Genomic DNA, 15,887 nt, shown 5'->3' on the forward strand with positions numbered 1-15,887 from the left:
TCGGAAAAACCGAAAAAAGCCGCTCGCCAGCCCCTGCGCTCAGCGCGCGCCCGGCAGATGCGCCAGCGGCAGGGCGCCTGCGGTCTTCACTTCGCCCAATGAAAAGCTGGTGTGCATGTCCTTCACATTGGGCAGATTGAGCAGCACATTGCGCGCGAATTGCGAGAAGCTGTCCAGATCCTTGGCGACCACCTGCAATTCAAAGGTGCCGCTGCCGCTGATGTAGTGACAGGCGACGACCTCGGGAATCTTGGCGATGGCCTCTTCCATGGACCGGGTCAGGTCGCCGGTGTTGCGCAGCGCGTCCAGCCGCACGAAGGCCAGCACGCCGAGGCCAATCTTGTGGCGATCCAGCGCCGCGTGGTAACCAAGAATGAAGCCCGCTTCCTCCAGCGCACGTACCCGCCGCCAGCAGGGCGCGGCCGACAGACCGACGCGCTGGGCGAGTTCCGCATTGGTCAGACGCGCGTTGGTTTGCAGCTCCGAGAGGATCAAGAGATCGAATTTGTCCAAACTTTCCATTCCGAGATTGTTTTTGGAAAGGATCTTTCGCGCATTGGGGTAAACACAGCAAAAAAAGCAAACACATATCAAGGCTGCGCGCATACACTGCGCGGATACGGGCAATTGACCAAATGCTCGAAAAATTGACGCCGCTCAAAAGGCGGTACCCCACACACACGATGGAGACAAGGCCATGAACGCCCCGCTGCCCGAATCAGTTCGCCGCGCGCTAGAGACGGTATCCCTGGAAGACAAATACACGCTCGACAAGGGCAGAGCCTTCATGAGCGGCGTTCAAGCCCTCGTGCGCCTGCCCATGCTGCAGCGTCAGCGCGATGCTCAGCAAGGTCTGAACACAGCGGGCTTCATCAGCGGTTATCGCGGCTCGCCTCTGGGCACGTATGACCAGTCACTGTGGAGCGCCAAGAAGCATCTGGCCGAGAACAATATCGTCTTCCAGCCCGGCGTGAACGAGGAACTGGGCGCGACGGCGGTCTGGGGCACGCAGCAGCTCGATCTCTATCCCGACACGAAGAAGTTCGACGGCGTGTTCGGCATCTGGTACGGCAAGGGTCCGGGCGTGGACCGCTGCTCCGATGTGTTCAAGCACGCCAACATGGCGGGCACCTCCAAGCATGGCGGCGTGATCGCGATTGCGGGCGACGACCACATCAGCAAGAGCTCCACCGCCGCGCACCAGAGCGATCACATCTTCAAGGCCTGCGGTCTGCCGGTGTTCTTCCCGAGCAGCGTGCAGGACATTCTCGACATGGGCTTGCACGCGTTTGCGATGAGCCGTTTCTCGGGCCTGTGGTCGGGCGTGAAGACGATTCAGGAAGTGGTGGAATCGTCGTCCAGCATCTCGGTCGATCCCGACCGCGTGAAGATCATCCTGCCCGAAGACTTCCAGATGCCGCCGGGCGGCCTGCACATCCGCTGGCCCGACGCGCCGCTGGAGCAGGAAGCGCGCCTGATGGACTACAAGTGGTACGCCGCGCTGGCCTATGTGCGTGCCAACAAGCTGAACTACAACGTCATCGAAGGCCAGAACGACCGCTTCGGCATCATCGCCAGCGGCAAGGCGTTCAACGACACGCGCCAGGCGCTGGCCGATCTGGGCATCGATGACGAGACCTGCCACCAACTCGGCATTCGTCTGCACAAGGTGAACGTGGTGTGGCCGCTCGAAGCGACCATCACCCGCGACTTCGCGCAGGGCCTGCAGGAAATTCTGGTCGTCGAGGAAAAGCGCCAGGTCATCGAGTACCAGCTCAAGGAAGAGCTCTACAACTGGCGCGCCGACGTGCGCCCCAACGTGCTCGGCAAGTTCGACGAGATCGAAGGCGACAACTCGGGCGGCGAATGGAGCATGCCCAACCCCAGCCAGAACTGGCTGCTGCGCCCCAAGGCCGACCTTACGCCCGCGATCATCGCCAAGGCGATTGCCAAGCGCCTGAAGAAGCTGGGCGTGTCCGCCGACATCGCGCGCCGCATGGACGAGCGCATCGCCGTCATCGAAGCCCGCGAACGCGCGCTGACCGAACCCAAGCAGCAGACCGGCGACCGCGTGCCATGGTTCTGCAGCGGCTGCCCGCACAACACCAGCACCCGCGTGCCCGATGGCTCGCGCGCCGTGGCCGGCATTGGCTGCCACTACATGACGACGTGGATGCCCGACCGCAACACCAGCACCTTCACGCAGATGGGCGGCGAAGGCGTGACGTGGGTCGGCCAGGCACCGTTCACCAAGGAAAACCATGTGTTCGCCAATCTGGGCGACGGCACGTACTTCCACAGCGGCCTGATGGCGATCCGCCAGAGCATTGCCTCGGGTGCCAACATCACCTACAAGATTCTGTACAACGACGCCGTGGCGATGACCGGCGGCCAGCAAGTGGGCGAACGCCCCGAAGGCCACTCGGTCGCGCAGATCGCGCACAGCCTGCGTGCCGAAGGCATCGTCAAGCTGGTGGTGGTGACCGACGAGCCGGAGAAGTACCACGGCCGCGCGCATCATGTCGATCCGACCGGCGCACGCGCCAAGCACGCCGAACTGATCAACGATCTGCCGCCCGGCATCGAGGTGTTCCACCGCGATGAACTCGACCGCATCCAGCGCGAGTTCCGCGAGATCAAGGGCGCGACCGCGATCATCTACGACCAGACCTGCGCGACCGAAAAGCGCCGTCGCCGCAAGCGCGGCAAGATGGCCACGCCATCCAAGACCGTGCTCATCAACGAGCTGGTCTGCGAAGGCTGCGGCGACTGCTCGACCAAGTCGAACTGCCTGTCGGTCGAGCCCGTGGAAACCGACTTCGGTCGCAAGCGCCGCATCAACCAGAACTCCTGCAACAAGGACTACTCCTGCGTGAACGGCTTCTGCCCGAGCTTCGTGACCATCGAAGGTGGCGAACTCAAGAAGGCCAAAAAGGAAAAGAAGGGCGACCTCACCGCGCTGCTGCCGATCCCCGAACCCGTTCTGCCCGTGGCCGAAAGCGCTTGGGGCATCGTCGTGGCGGGCGTGGGTGGCACGGGCGTGATCACCATCGGCTCGCTGCTCGGCATGGCCGCGCACCTGGAAGGCAAGGGCGTGATCACGCAAGACGCCGCAGGCTTGGCGCAAAAGGGTGGATCGACCTGGAGCCACATCCAGATCGCCAATCGTCCCGAGGCCATCTTCACCACCAAGGTGGACACGGCCAAGGCCGACCTCGTGATCGGCTGCGACCCCATCGTCGCCGCCAACAAGTCCACGCTCTCGGTGATGCAGCCGGGCCGCACCTTCGTCGCGCTGAACACCAGCGGCACGCCATCGGCCGCCTTCGTGGGCAACCCGAACTGGCAGTTCCCCAAGGAAAGCTGCGAAGCCGCGATTGCCGATGCCGTCGGCAACGAACTGGTGGGGGTGTTCGACGCCGAACAAGTCGCCGCGCAACTGCTGGGCGACAGCATCTACACCAACCCGCTGATGCTCGGCTACGCCTGGCAAAAGGGCCGCGTGCCCCTGAGCCACGCCTCGCTGATGCGCGCCATCGAACTCAACGGCGTGCAGATCGACAACAACAAGGCCGCGTTTGAATGGGGCCGTCGCTGCGCGTACAAATTGTCCGAAGTGCAAGCCCTGTTCCAGGCCGCACAGGTGATCGAATTCGTGAAGAAGCCCAGCCTGACCGAAATGGTGCACAAGCGCGTCGAATTCCTCACCGGATACCAGAACGCCGCCTACGCCAAGCAGTACAGCGACTTCGTTGAAAAGGTGCGCCAGTCCGAAGCCAAGCTCGGCCCCAGCACCAAGCTGTCCGAAGCCGTCGCACGCTACCTGTTCAAGCTGATGGCCTACAAGGACGAGTACGAAGTGGCGCGTCTGCACACCGACCAGGCATTCGTCTCGAAGATCGAAAACATGTTCGAAGGCGACTACAAGATCGTTCACCACCTCGCGCCGCCAGCCACGGCCAAGAAGAACGAAAAGGGCGAACTCATCAAGAAGAGCTACGGCCCCTGGATGCGCAAGGCCTTCGGCGTGCTCGCCGGTTTGAAGGGCCTGCGCGGCACGGCGCTCGACCCGTTCGGCAAGACCGAAGAGCGCAAGATGGAACGCGCCCTGATCGTCGAGTACCGCGCGAGCATCGAGGAAATCCTGAAGAGCCTCAATGCCCGCAACCTGTCGCTGGCCGTGGACATCGCCCGCATCCCCGAAGACATTCGCGGATATGGGCATGTGAAGGAGCGGCATCTGCATGCGGCTCGGGTCAAGTGGCAAGGGCTGCTTGCGCAGTGGCGCGGGGCGCCTGCCGAGGCGCGGGTTCGCGAGACTGCTTGATTCTTTTTGGTTGCTGCTGGCCGGGACTGCCCCCGGCTGGGCAGTAACTTTTTGCTGCGCCAAAAAGTCACCAAAAATCGCTTTTGAATACCCACGATAGAACTCGCTGCGCGACTGCGTCGCTCCGCTCGGGCAACTATCGTGAGTCAGACCAAAAGCTGGGGAGGGCGCTGCTGCATTCTGCGATGCAGCAGCGGAGGCGCGAGCATCGCGACGGAATGATCTTGGTTGTCGCGCGCGTCGAGTCGAATCTCACATCAAATTCTTCACAGCGCTTGCGCCCAGGCATCTCGCGCAGACGCGAGATGCAGCACGAGCAAAGCGAAGTGCCGTGACGCACCTCTTATGAAAACTCTGACTCGCGGCGGTTGCCCGAGCGGAGCGCGCAGCGCGAAGCGAGTTCTGCCGCGTGCCCCCGAATTCAAGCGCGCTTTTGGTGACTTTTCGCGCGCCAGCGAAAAGTTACTCGCCCGCCGGGGCGAGACCCGGCACCCGCCCTCCAACCAACAACAGCAACCAAAACCAATAAACAGCTACAAAATAGATAGCATAAATCCAAAGAAAACAAAAGAAAAACAGCTTTTAAACCCCTTTGAGCATTGCAAAGGGCAACTCAGCTCCCATTTCATGCCCTAACCCGAATCGGGCTTTGCCGCCCCACCGCAAGAGCGCCCGAATACAATGTCCTGTTGTTCTGGCGAAAGCCGGGCGTTCCTATTCGACCATCCATACTGATAGAAGTGGAGTCTTCAAGTGTTTATTTCTTCTGCCTTTGCCCAGACTGCTCCTGCCGCCGCTGAAGGCGGCCTGATGGGCTCGCTCACCGGCATGTTGCCGCTGGTGCTGATGTTCGTGGTGCTGTACTTCATCATGATCCGTCCGCAAATGAAGCGCCAGAAAGAGCATCGCGCCATGATCGACGCGCTGGCCAAGGGCGATGAAATCGTCACCTCCGGTGGTCTGCTGGGCAAGGTGTCGCGTATGGGTGAAGGTTTCGTGCACCTGGAAGTGGCCGAAGGCGTGGAAGTGCAGATCCAGCGCAGCGCCGTGGCCCAAGTGCTGCCCAAGGGCACGCTGAAGTAATCGACAGGCATGTCTCCTGCGGACATGCGTGGTGCATGTCCGCCATCGATGGACCGTGCAGCAGGCTTGAGCATATGGTTTGAGCTGCCGGCCCGTCACTCTTTGTGATAGTGAAGAGCGCGATCATGAACCGATATCCGGTCTGGAAGTACGCGATCATGGTGATCGTGTTGCTGTTGGGGGTGCTGTACACCCTGCCGAACTTCTTCGGCGAAGCTCCCGCAGTACAGGTGTCGTCCCTCAAGGCGACGGTGAAGGTGGACAACGGAGTGCGTCAGCGCGTGGAAGATGCGCTGAAGGCTGGCGGCATGCAGCCGGACTCCGTCGTGCAGGAGGGCAACTCGGTGTTCGCCCGCTTCGATTCGGTGGACAACCAGGCCAAGGCCAAGACGGTCATCGAAAAGGCGCTGATCCCCGACACGAGCGATCCGACTTTCATCGTGGCGCAGAACATGCTCTCGCGCTCGCCCGCATGGCTGACCGCGCTGCACGCACGTCCGATGTATCTGGGTCTGGACTTGCGCGGTGGTGTGCACTTCATGCTGCAGGTGGACATGGCTGCGGCCATCACCAAGAAGGTGGAGTCGTACGCGGGTGACCTGCGCTCGACCATGCGCGACAAGAAGATTCGCCATGGCGGTATCAGCCGCAATGGCGACGCGGTCGAAGTGAAGGTGCGCGACGACGCCACGCTCACGGCCGTGCGCAATCTCATCACCGACAGCTTCCCCGATCTGGCCGCCACCAGCAGCTCCGACAGCGAAGGTTTCACGCTGCGCGCCACGATCAAGCCCGAAGCCCTGCGCAAGGTGCAGGAGCAGGCGCTCAAGCAGAACATCACCACCCTGCACAACCGTATCAACGAACTCGGCGTGGCCGAGCCGGTGATCCAGCAGCAGGGTCTGGACCGCATCATCGTGCAATTGCCCGGCGTGCAGGACACCGCCAAGGCCAAGGACATTCTGGGCCGTACTGCCACGCTGGAAGTGCGTCTGGTGGACGAAAGCTCCGAAGCGCGTTCGGCTGAAATGGGTCAGGGCGCGGTGCCGTTCGGCAGCGAACGCTATCTGGACCGCAACCAGATTCCGGTGATCGTCAAGAAGCAGGTGATCCTGACAGGCGAAAACCTGAACGACGCACAACCCGGCTTCGACAGCCAGACCCAGGAACCCACCGTGAACCTCACGCTGGACTCCAAGGGCGCGAGCATCTTCAAGCAGGTGACTGCTGAAAATGTGGGCAAGCGCATGGCCATCATCCTGTTCGAAAAGGGCAAGGGTGAGGTCGTGACGGCTCCGGTGATCCGCACTGAAATTGGCGGTGGTCGCGTGCAGATTTCCGGTCGCATGACGACGCAGGAAGCCAACGACACCTCGCTGCTGCTGCGCGCCGGTTCGCTGGCCGCGCCAATGGAAATCATCGAGGAATACACCATCGGCCCAAGCCTGGGTGAAGACAACATCAAGCGCGGTATCCACAGCGTGGTCTGGGGCATGGTGGCGATCGCCGTGTTCATGTGCTTCTACTACATGATCTTCGGCGTGATCTCGACGATTGCGCTGGGCGTGAACGTGCTGCTGCTGCTGGCGATTCTGTCCATGCTGCAGGCGACTCTGACGCTGCCGGGCATTGCCGCCATGGCGCTCGCGATCGGTGTGGCCATCGACTCGAACGTGCTGATCAATGAACGTATCCGGGAAGAACTGCGTGCGGGCGTGGCTCCGCAGCAGGCGATTTCTGCCGGTTACCAGCACGCCTGGGCGACGATTCTGGACTCCAACGTCACCACGCTGATTGCCGGTCTGGCGCTGCTGGCCTTCGGTTCCGGCCCGGTGCGCGGCTTTGCCGTGGTGCACTGCATCGGCATCTTGACCAGCATGTTCTCGGCGGTGCTCTTCTCGCGCGGTCTGGTGAACCTCTGGTATGGCCGCCGCAAGAAGCTCAAGAGCGTCTCCATCGGTCAGGTCTGGAAGCCGGAAGGTGATACGGGCCATCGCTCCGTGGCCTCGGGCCGCGCCGTTGCCGAAGCTGGCGACAGCGAACAATAAGAAAGGGGAAGACCATGGAGTTTTTCCGGATCAAAAAAGATATTCCGTTCATGAAATATGCGTTGGTTCTCAACGCGATTTCATTCATCACCTTTGCGCTGGCCGTGTTCTTCCTGGTCACGCGCGGGCTGCACCTGTCGGTGGAGTTCACGGGCGGCACGGTCATGGAAGTGGCCTACAAGCAGACCGCCGACATCGGCAAGGTCCGCGACACGGTGGCCGGTGCCGGTTTCGCGCAGGACGTGACAGTGCAGAACTTCGGTGGCTCGCGTGACGTGATGATCCGCCTGCCTGTGCAAAAGGGCGTGACCTCCGCGCAGCAGAGCGATCAGGTGATGGCCGCCCTCAAGGCCGCCGATCCTGAAGTGACGCTGCGCCGCACCGAGTTCGTCGGACCGCAGGTGGGTGAGGAACTGGTGCACGGCGGCCTGATGGCGCTGGGCATGGTGGTGCTGGGGATCGTGATCTATCTGGCGTTCCGCTTCGAATGGAAGTTCGGCGTGGCCGCAGTGATCGCCAACTTGCACGACGTGGTGATCATTCTGGGCTTCTTCGCGTTCTTCCAGTGGGAGTTTTCGCTCTCGGTGCTGGCCGGTGTGCTGGCGGTGCTGGGTTACTCGGTCAACGAATCCGTCGTTATCTTCGACCGGATCCGCGAGGCTTTCCGCAAGTTCCGCAAGCTCAACACGCATGAGGTGATCGACCACGCCATCACCTCGACCATGAGCCGTACCATCATCACCCACGCTTCGACCGAAGCGATGGTGCTGTCGATGTTCTTCTTCGGCGGTCCGAGCCTGCACTACTTTGCGTTGGCACTGACTATTGGTATTCTGTTTGGTATTTACTCTTCAGTGTTCGTTGCTGCGGCCATTGCCATGTGGCTGGGCGTCAAGCGCGAAGATCTGGTGAAGGCACCTTCGCGCAAGGATCTGGACCCCAACGATCCGAACGCCGGGGCGACCGTATAAGCAAAAGACCAACAGTTTGGGGCGCCTTGTCGCTGCGTTGTCAATTCTTGATACAAAATCAGGGGAGACAAGCAGCGAACTGGGCCCCCGGCCATGCGGTGGGGATAGACCCATAGGCCTTCGCCGCACATAATCAAGTACCTATGGAATATCCGCCGTCTTCCCCCACCGATCAGCGTTTGGCCCACTATGGCCGCCAACGCTTTGCCGAGGGATTGATCGGCGGATTGCCGGCACTGAGCGCCAAGCTGCAGGAGTTCACCTCCAATCTGGCCAACCAGACGGCCACTGCCCGGGAAATGCAGTCCAACCGGGAGTCGTGGATGTCCTACAGCGGACATGAGCGCGACTGGTTGCAGCGGCTCAAGAAGCTCTGGACCGACACGGCTGCCAACACTCAGGCCACCCCCGCTTTCGCGACCACCGCCCCCAAGGAACTCTCGCTCGATGGCGGTCTGGAACTGCTCAGCGACGATGTGGTGGAAAACAAGATTCTCGCCTCGCGCATTGCCCTCACCGTGAGCGAGCAGGCGGGCAGCCAATTCGAGACCGTCAAGACACGCACCCAGCGCTTGCTCGGGCGTGAACTGGGCAACGACGATCTTTTCCGGCCCGAGACGATCTGCCTGAACGTGGTCGACCAGTGGATCGACAGCGGCATGTCGCGCGCCGACCTGCAATTGATGCTCGACCCGCTGCAGACCGAACTCGCAGGGCTGCTCGAAAAAGAATACAAGGCGCTCAACAAGTTCTACGAAGAACGTGGTGTGAGCGCTGCCAGCCCATCGGACCTGCGCTCTCGCGTCAAGCGAACGGCGGGACACGGCGGTGGTGCAGCAGGTGCGGGCGGTGTGCCCGGCGTGCCCAACAGCGGATACGACAGCGGGCAGATGCCCATGGGCAACCCCGGCAGCGGCTTTGCGGGCATGCCGCAGCAGACCGCCATGGGGATGGGTGGAATGGCCGGGATGGGTGGTTATCCGAGCGGATTCGCCATGCCGCAGGGCGCGGGTTTCCCGATGCAGCATCCCCACCAGCAGGCTTGGGCGGGCACGGGCATGGCACCGCCACAGGGCATGCCGCAGATGACGCCGCAGCTCGCCGCGCAGATCAACGCCCAGATGCAGATGAACGCGCAGGTGAATGCGCAGATGGCCGCGCAGATGGCGGCATCGCCGTTTCTTGCGCCGCTGCAGCGCGCCCGTCAGCGGGCCGCGGCGGTGATGGTGCAGTTGCGCAATCTGCTGACCCAGCCCGCGATGAATTACGACATGGTCAAGGCTTCGCCCGCATCGGCGGCGCTGGTACAGGCCATGACCGACTACCAGGGCATTCCGGCCGATACCCGCCTGCTGACCGTGCCGGGCGGCATGGCCGCGCTGACGCATGCGCAGGACTACACGCCGCAGGTGGTCCATCAGGTCATGGGGGCGGTGCGTGAGCGCGCGGCCGAGTTCAAGAAAAAAGCCTCGTCCGCCAGCGAAAAAGCCATCATCGAGGTGGTGGCGCTGATGTTCCAGAGCATTCTGAACGAGGACCGTCTGCCGCCGTCGATCCGCGTGTGGTTTGCCCGCCTGCAGGTGCCGGTGCTGCGCGTGGCGCTGGCCGAGCCCGACTTCTTCAACAACGTGACGCATCCGGCCCGTCAGCTCATCGACCGCATGGGCTCCTGCGTGCTGGGTTTCGATGCGTCGTCGATCAACGGCACCGCGCTCGAATCCGAGGTGCGCCGCATCGTGCAGGTGATCGAGCAGTATCCCGAAACCGGCAGCCGCGTGTTCCAGTTGGTGTTCGAGGAGTTCGAGCGCTTCATCGCCAAGTCGCTGGCTGAGAGCCGGGGCGCGCAGAAGATCGTGGGCGTGGCACAGCAGGTCGAGCAGCGCGAGACGCTGGCCGTGCAGTACACGATCGAGCTGCGCGACATGCTCAAGGACATGCAGGTGCGCGACGAGATCCGCGAGTTCCTGTTCAAGAACTGGGCCGAGGTGCTGGCCGTGGCCGCCGTGCGCAACGGCCCGCAGCATGACGAAACCATTGCCTTGAAACGCACGGCCGCCGATCTGGTCTGGGCCGCCAGCGCCAAGCCGCATCGCTCCGAGCGCGCGCAGGTGATCCAGAACCTGCCGACCCTGCTGCAGAACCTGCGCCATGGCTTGGGGCTTTCGGGCGTGACCGGCGAGCCGCAGGATGCGCTGATCAAGGTGCTGACCGACACGCTGGCCGACGCCTTTTTGTCCAAGACCGCGACGATTCCGCGCGAGCACATCGACGCGATGATCAAGCGTCTGGCCAATCTGGAAGACGTGATCGGCGATGCGGATGCGGGCGACTTCGAGCTGTCGTCCGAGAACGTGGAAATGCTGCTCGGCATCGATGCGTCGTCCATCCATGTGGTCGCCGACAACGGCACGCCCGTGCGCGACGAAGTGGTGCGTTGGGCGCAGCAGATGGCACTGGGCAGCTGGTTCACGATGGACCACAACGGATCGTCCGCGCAGGTGCAGTACGCCTGGCACAGCCAGCGCAAGCAGTTGCACCTGTTCGTGGCGATGGATGGGACGAGTTATCTGATCCAGTTGCGCAGGCTGGGGGCGTATTTGCAGTCCGGTCTGTTGGTGGCGCAAGAAGAGGAAGCACTCACCATGCGAGCCACCCGAGATGCCCTCGTCAAACTCAACGCGAATCCGGAAAGACTTCTCGGCTAGTTTTGCTTTGCGAAGCCTGGCGGCTTCGATGGGTGAATCGTTTGGAGGTGCCAATACAGCCCTTCATGCGTTGTTGCGAAGCCTTGCCGTATGAACATACTGTCTGCGGCTTCGACGCCTAGCCTGAAGGGCTGTCTTGGCATTGTGGTGGTGGATCGTGGCTCTCGCTACGCTTCGTTGGCCCACAGTTTGGGGAACCTTTGATGCTGCCGCCGTTTTTCGCTGTTTCGCTTCGCAAGCTGGCCGTTCTGAGCTTCTGCACAATGGGGCTGTACCACCTTTATTGGTTTTATGCTCATTGGCGGCATGTGCGGGTGTGGAACGAGGGGCGGGACTTTTCGTCTGCGCGGCGCACCTTGCTGTTTTTCTTCTTCTGCTATCCGCTGTTTCGCCGCGTGCGCGTGCGGGACATGCTCGCCAATGGCCGCTCGCGCTTGCAAGCGGGGCTGTTCACACTGGGCTACATCGCGGCGAATGTGCTGGATATCCTGCCCGATCTGTGGGGGCTGCTGAGCATTTTCAGTTTTGTGTTTCTGCTGCCGGTGCAGGCTTGTGCGAATCGGTTGAATGAGCAGATGTGCGCCAATGGCTTGTTCGATCGCAACGAGACGCTGAGTGTCTGGAACTGGATCGTCGTCGTGTTTGGATCCTTGCTGGTGGTGCTCAGCGTGGTGGCGGCGATCTACGAGATGGGCAAGTGACGTCGGTGTGGCTCACTCACTCGAAGCAACTGCCTTCGCCATCTTCGATTTCCGCCGCGCTCTTGAGCACCTTGCGCACCACATCGCCGCTGAAGCCGCGTGCTGCCAGAAAGCGCATCTGCTTGGCTTTTTCCTGTGGCGTATTCGCTGGTTCGCGGCTGCCGAATTTGCTTTTCCAGACTTGCAGCGCGCGCTCCAGTTCGGTGGATTGCAGCTCTGCCGCCGTCGACTTGATCAGCGCATCGTCGAGGCCTTTGCTGCGCAGTTCCTGAACCACGCGCTGCGTGCCCATGCGCGAGGCGCGGCGGTGCACGACGGAGGCGGCGACGCGTTCGGAGTTGATGAAGTCCTTGGACTCCAGCTCGTCGAGGATGGCTGCGAGATCGTCGCCTTCTTCCACATGGCGCGCGAGCTTGGACTCCAGCTCGCTGCGCGAATGTTCGCGCTGGGCAAGCAGTTTGAGCGCGCGGCCTTTGAGTGAGAGTTTGGCGAATCCCATGTCTGCGGATTTACGAAGCCTTTGGCTTCGAAGGTTCGTTGGTCGTTTTGAGATGGCGATACAGGCCCTCATGCGTCGTTGTCGAAGCCTTGCCGTACCGAAGTACTGTCTGCGGCTCCACGCCTAGCCTGAGGGCCCGTCTCGCCATTGGGGTGTTTGATTCATGTGCTCAGAATGCTGCTGCGGTCGCCGCTTGAAAACCGGGCTGCGATACGCGCGTCGTTTTTCACGCAAAAAAGAGCCGCAGTCAGCTGCGCTGACCGAGCGGCCCATCAAGTCGAAAATGATTCGACAATTGCAAAGAAAAAGTCACCAGAAACGCCCGACGGTCGGGCCGCCTGGCTTGTCCGTTTGTGTGTTTACTCTTCGACGATCTCGTCGTCGGAGGCTGCTCCGGGAGCCGCTGCCACGCTGGTCACACCCAGCAGTGGAATGCCCAGCGATTCGCGCACCTTGTTCTCGATCTCGATGGCGAGGTCGCGGTTTTCGCGCAGGAATTCACGCGAGTTGTCGCGGCCCTGGCCGATCTTTTCGCCGTTGTAGGCATACCATGCGCCGCTCTTTTCGACGATGCGCGCGTTCACGCCCATGTCGATGATTTCGCCTTCGCGCGAGATGCCTTCGCCGAACAGGATGTCGAACTCCGCCGTCTTGAACGGAGGCGAGACCTTGTTCTTCACAACCTTCACCTTGGTTTCGTTGCCGATGGCTTCGTCGCCCTTCTTGATGGTGCCGGTGCGGCGGATGTCCAGACGCACGGAGGCGTAGAACTTCAGCGCATTGCCGCCGGTGGTGGTTTCGGGCGAGCCGAACATCACACCGATCTTCATGCGGATCTGGTTGATGAAGATGACCATGCAGTTGGTCTTCTTGATGGTGGCGGTGAGCTTGCGCAGGGCCTGGCTCATCAGACGGGCTTGCAGGCCGGGCAGGGCGTCGCCCATTTCGCCTTCGATTTCGGCCTTGGGTGTGAGCGCGGCGACCGAGTCGATGACGATCAGATCCACCGCGCCGGAACGCACCAGCGAGTCGACGATTTCAAGTGCCTGCTCGCCGGTGTCGGGCTGGCTGATCAGGATGTCGTTCAGGTTCACGCCGAGCTTCTGGGCGTAGGACGTGTCCAGCGCATGTTCCGCATCGATGAACGCGCAGGTGCCGCCTTGCTTTTGCATCTCGGCGATCACTTGCAGCGTGAGCGTGGTCTTGCCGGAAGACTCAGGACCGTAGATTTCGATCACGCGGCCACGTGGCAGACCGCCCACGCCGAGCGCCACATCAAGACCCAGCGAGCCGGTGGACACGACCTGGATGTCATCGAACTTGTCGCCTTCGCCAAGGCGCATGATCGTGCCCTTGCCGAATTGCTTTTCGATCTGGGCCAGCGCGGCCTGCAGGGCCTTGGCCTTTTCGCTGTTGTCAACAGTGCCTGCGGTGCTCTTCACAGTGGTGTCCATGGTTTGGGTCCTCTTGCTCGTTGCCATTGCGCTCTTCCGTTTGAATTGAGTGGGTGACTGTTTTTAATTACAGTCCTGTGTGCTTGAACAGTAGTTTATGTGGGGATACTTTTCTGTCAAAGCATTTTTTGGTCAGTTTGCCTGACAATATCGCAAGACCCCCAAAAGCCACCAACCCCGCCCCATGACCGAATTGCTGCACCCCGTCACGCCGCCTTCCGATGCCTGGCGCGAAACCCACCTGGGCCGCCTGCTCGGCCACGCCATGCGCCGTTTCGACGAGCGCGTCTACCAGCTCATGGCGCACGACGTGGAGGTGCCGCTGGCGCTGTCCAACCTCGCCGCGCGAGAGCAGGTGAGCGCCGCGCACATCCACATCACGCGCCACCTCTCGCTCACAGGCGATCGGCTGACCGACCTGGCGCAATCGGCGGGCATGACCAAGCAGGCCATGGCCAGCCTGGTCGATCAATGCGAGGCGTGGGGGCTGGTCACCAAGACGCCCGATCCGCACGACGCCCGCGCGCGCATCGTGCGATTCACCGAGACCGGGCTGGCTTGGCTCAAGGCCTTCGAGACGGCGGTGGCGCAGGCCGAAGCAGAGTTCCGCGAAGCCGTGGGGGACGACATCGCGACGGTGGTGGCGTTGGGTTTGGAGGCCTACGCGGGCGCGGATTGAGACGGACGTTGGCGCTTCGTCTTCACGCCGCCTTGTCCGCCTTCCCTGCCGCATTCGCCAGCTTGCTCAGCATGCGGTCGATCATCCAGGGTTGGCGGTCTTCGTCTTCGGCGCGTTCTTTGCGGCGGATGGCGTTGCGCACAACGATGGAGCCGGCGTAGCGGAATGGCTCGGGCGGGAATTGCCCGAGCGGGCCCTGGGTGAGCGGGCTGCGGCTCCAGGCGTTGTCTTCGTCCAGGACTAGCGATGACAGCAGTTGCCCGCCCATGTAGGTGGGGCCGACGCCGTTGCCGGAATAGCCGAAGCCGTAGTAAATGTGCGGCGCGTTGTTCAATCGACCGAAGAACGGGAAGCCGGTGACGGAGCGGTCGGAGGGACCGTTCCAGCTGGCGGTGATGGGCACGTCTTTGAGCGACGGAAAGAAGCCGTGCAGCGCGTCGGTGAGTTCGGCTTCGTAGGGCGAGCGCTCGTCGAAGATGGGCGCGATCTTGCCGCCGCGCGCGAAGGTGTTGCCACCTTTGCCGAGCATGATGCGGCCGTCCATCGAGGTGCGGTAGTAGTAGACAAAAGTGCGCGAGTCGAGCACCGAAACGCCATCGACCAGACCGGTGGCGCGCAGCAGTTCGGGACAGCGTTCGGTGATGATCATGTCGCTTGACACGATGGCGATGGTGCGCTCGAACTGCGCATAGGCGCTCGCCATCCAGGCGTTCATCGCGAGCACCACTTTCTTGGCCGTGACGCTGCCGCAGGGTGTGCGCACGATGGCGGGCTGGCCTTCGTTCAGCTCGATCATCGGACTGCGTTCGTGGATGCGGATGTCCATCTCCATCGCCACCTTGCGAAGCCCGCGCACGAGCTTGCCGGGATGCACGGTGGCGGCCTCCGGCGAGAACACGCCTGCGAGATTTTTGGCGGAGCCGGAGCGGCGTGCGACCTCTTCGGGCGGCAGTTCGCGATACGAGTTGATGCCGCGTTCTTCGAGTGCCGCGATCACCGGATCGAGTGTGCCGATCTGGGCTTTGGAGGTGGAGGTGAACAGCGTGCCATCGCGGCGGAATTCGGCATCGATGCGATGCTCGCGCACAAAACGCTCGATGTGGTTCACCGTGTCTTCCGACGCGCGCACCAGCCGCACGGCTTCGTCTTCGCCGAACAGCCGTTTGAGCGTGAAGAACTTGGTGGACCAGGTAAGCAGACAGCCGCCGTTGCGACCGCTCGCGCCCGCGCCGCAGAGATCGCTTTCGATGATGACGATGTCGAGCTGCGGATTTTTCTGCTTGCTTTGAATGGCGGTCCACAACCCGGTGAAGCCGCCGCCGACGATGCACACATCGGCTGTGGTGTCGCCTTGCAGTGCCGGGGCGAGCGCCCCATCATGAAACAAGGCTTGCTCGATCCAGAAAGGGCGCATGGTGGA

At 62.0% G+C, this 15,887-nt stretch carries 12 protein-coding genes; 8 read left to right on the forward strand and 4 right to left on the reverse strand.

The genetic code is table 11. The annotated features are described in order from the left end of the window. Positions 1-39 precede the first annotated feature (39 nt). Positions 40-522, reverse strand: coding sequence for an Lrp/AsnC family transcriptional regulator (locus tag G7048_RS12975; RefSeq protein WP_166068542.1), 483 nt, complete (start codon positions 520-522; stop codon positions 40-42). A gap of 175 nt (positions 523-697) precedes the next feature. Here G7048_RS12975 and G7048_RS12980 point away from each other — a divergent pair, with 175 nt between their 5' ends. From G7048_RS12980 to G7048_RS13010, 7 genes are all read left to right on the forward strand, one after another. Continuing rightward, positions 698-4,327 carry an indolepyruvate ferredoxin oxidoreductase family protein gene (locus G7048_RS12980; protein ID WP_166068543.1) on the forward strand — a complete coding sequence of 1,210 codons (3,630 nt, stop codon included), beginning with the start codon at positions 698-700 and terminating at the stop codon, positions 4,325-4,327. Between the two features lie 345 nt (positions 4,328-4,672). Further along, positions 4,673-4,963 carry a hypothetical protein gene (locus tag G7048_RS12985; protein ID WP_166068544.1) on the forward strand — a complete coding sequence of 97 codons (291 nt, stop codon included), beginning with the start codon at positions 4,673-4,675 and terminating at the stop codon, positions 4,961-4,963. Between the two features lie 117 nt (positions 4,964-5,080). Next, entirely contained in the window at positions 5,081-5,410 is a 330-nt protein-coding gene (gene yajC / locus G7048_RS12990; protein ID WP_166068545.1) for a preprotein translocase subunit YajC, read from the forward strand. Positions 5,411-5,535: 125 nt separating this feature from the next. Then, positions 5,536-7,458: a protein translocase subunit SecD gene (secD, locus tag G7048_RS12995; RefSeq protein ID WP_166068546.1), complete on the forward strand. Its 1,923-nt coding sequence runs from the start codon at positions 5,536-5,538 to the stop codon at positions 7,456-7,458. 14 nt (positions 7,459-7,472) lie between these two features. Further along, the gene (secF, locus tag G7048_RS13000) at positions 7,473-8,429 is read left to right on the forward strand and encodes a protein translocase subunit SecF (RefSeq protein ID WP_166068547.1); all 957 of its coding nucleotides are present in this window, start codon (positions 7,473-7,475) and stop codon (positions 8,427-8,429) included. A gap of 143 nt (positions 8,430-8,572) precedes the next feature. Beyond that, positions 8,573-11,134, forward strand: a complete 2,562-nt coding sequence (locus tag G7048_RS13005; RefSeq protein ID WP_166068548.1) for a DUF1631 family protein — start codon at positions 8,573-8,575, stop codon at positions 11,132-11,134. A 356-nt stretch (positions 11,135-11,490) separates the two neighbouring features. Then, entirely contained in the window at positions 11,491-11,835 is a 345-nt protein-coding gene (locus tag G7048_RS13010; RefSeq protein ID WP_240932971.1) for a hypothetical protein, read from the forward strand. A 16-nt stretch (positions 11,836-11,851) separates the two neighbouring features. Here G7048_RS13010 and recX read toward each other — a convergent pair whose 3' ends face one another. Then, on the reverse strand, positions 11,852-12,334 hold the full coding sequence (gene recX / locus G7048_RS13015; RefSeq protein ID WP_166068551.1) for a recombination regulator RecX: 483 nt from the start codon (positions 12,332-12,334) through the stop codon (positions 11,852-11,854). 359 nt (positions 12,335-12,693) lie between these two features. Further along, positions 12,694-13,788, reverse strand: coding sequence for a recombinase RecA (recA, locus tag G7048_RS13020; RefSeq protein ID WP_166068552.1), 1,095 nt, complete (start codon positions 13,786-13,788; stop codon positions 12,694-12,696). A 184-nt stretch (positions 13,789-13,972) separates the two neighbouring features. On the opposite strand from recA, the gene G7048_RS13025 reads away from it, so the two are divergent. Beyond that, a complete protein-coding gene (locus G7048_RS13025; RefSeq protein WP_166068553.1) occupies positions 13,973-14,467 on the forward strand; it encodes a MarR family winged helix-turn-helix transcriptional regulator in 495 nt (164 codons plus the stop codon). 22 nt (positions 14,468-14,489) lie between these two features. Here G7048_RS13025 and G7048_RS13030 read toward each other — a convergent pair whose 3' ends face one another. Then, positions 14,490-15,881, reverse strand: coding sequence for an FAD-dependent oxidoreductase (locus G7048_RS13030; protein ID WP_166068554.1), 1,392 nt, complete (start codon positions 15,879-15,881; stop codon positions 14,490-14,492). Positions 15,882-15,887: the final 6 nt, after the last annotated feature.

Source organism: Diaphorobacter sp. HDW4B, from assembly GCF_011305535.1.
GTDB lineage: Bacteria > Pseudomonadota > Gammaproteobacteria > Burkholderiales > Burkholderiaceae_C > Diaphorobacter_A.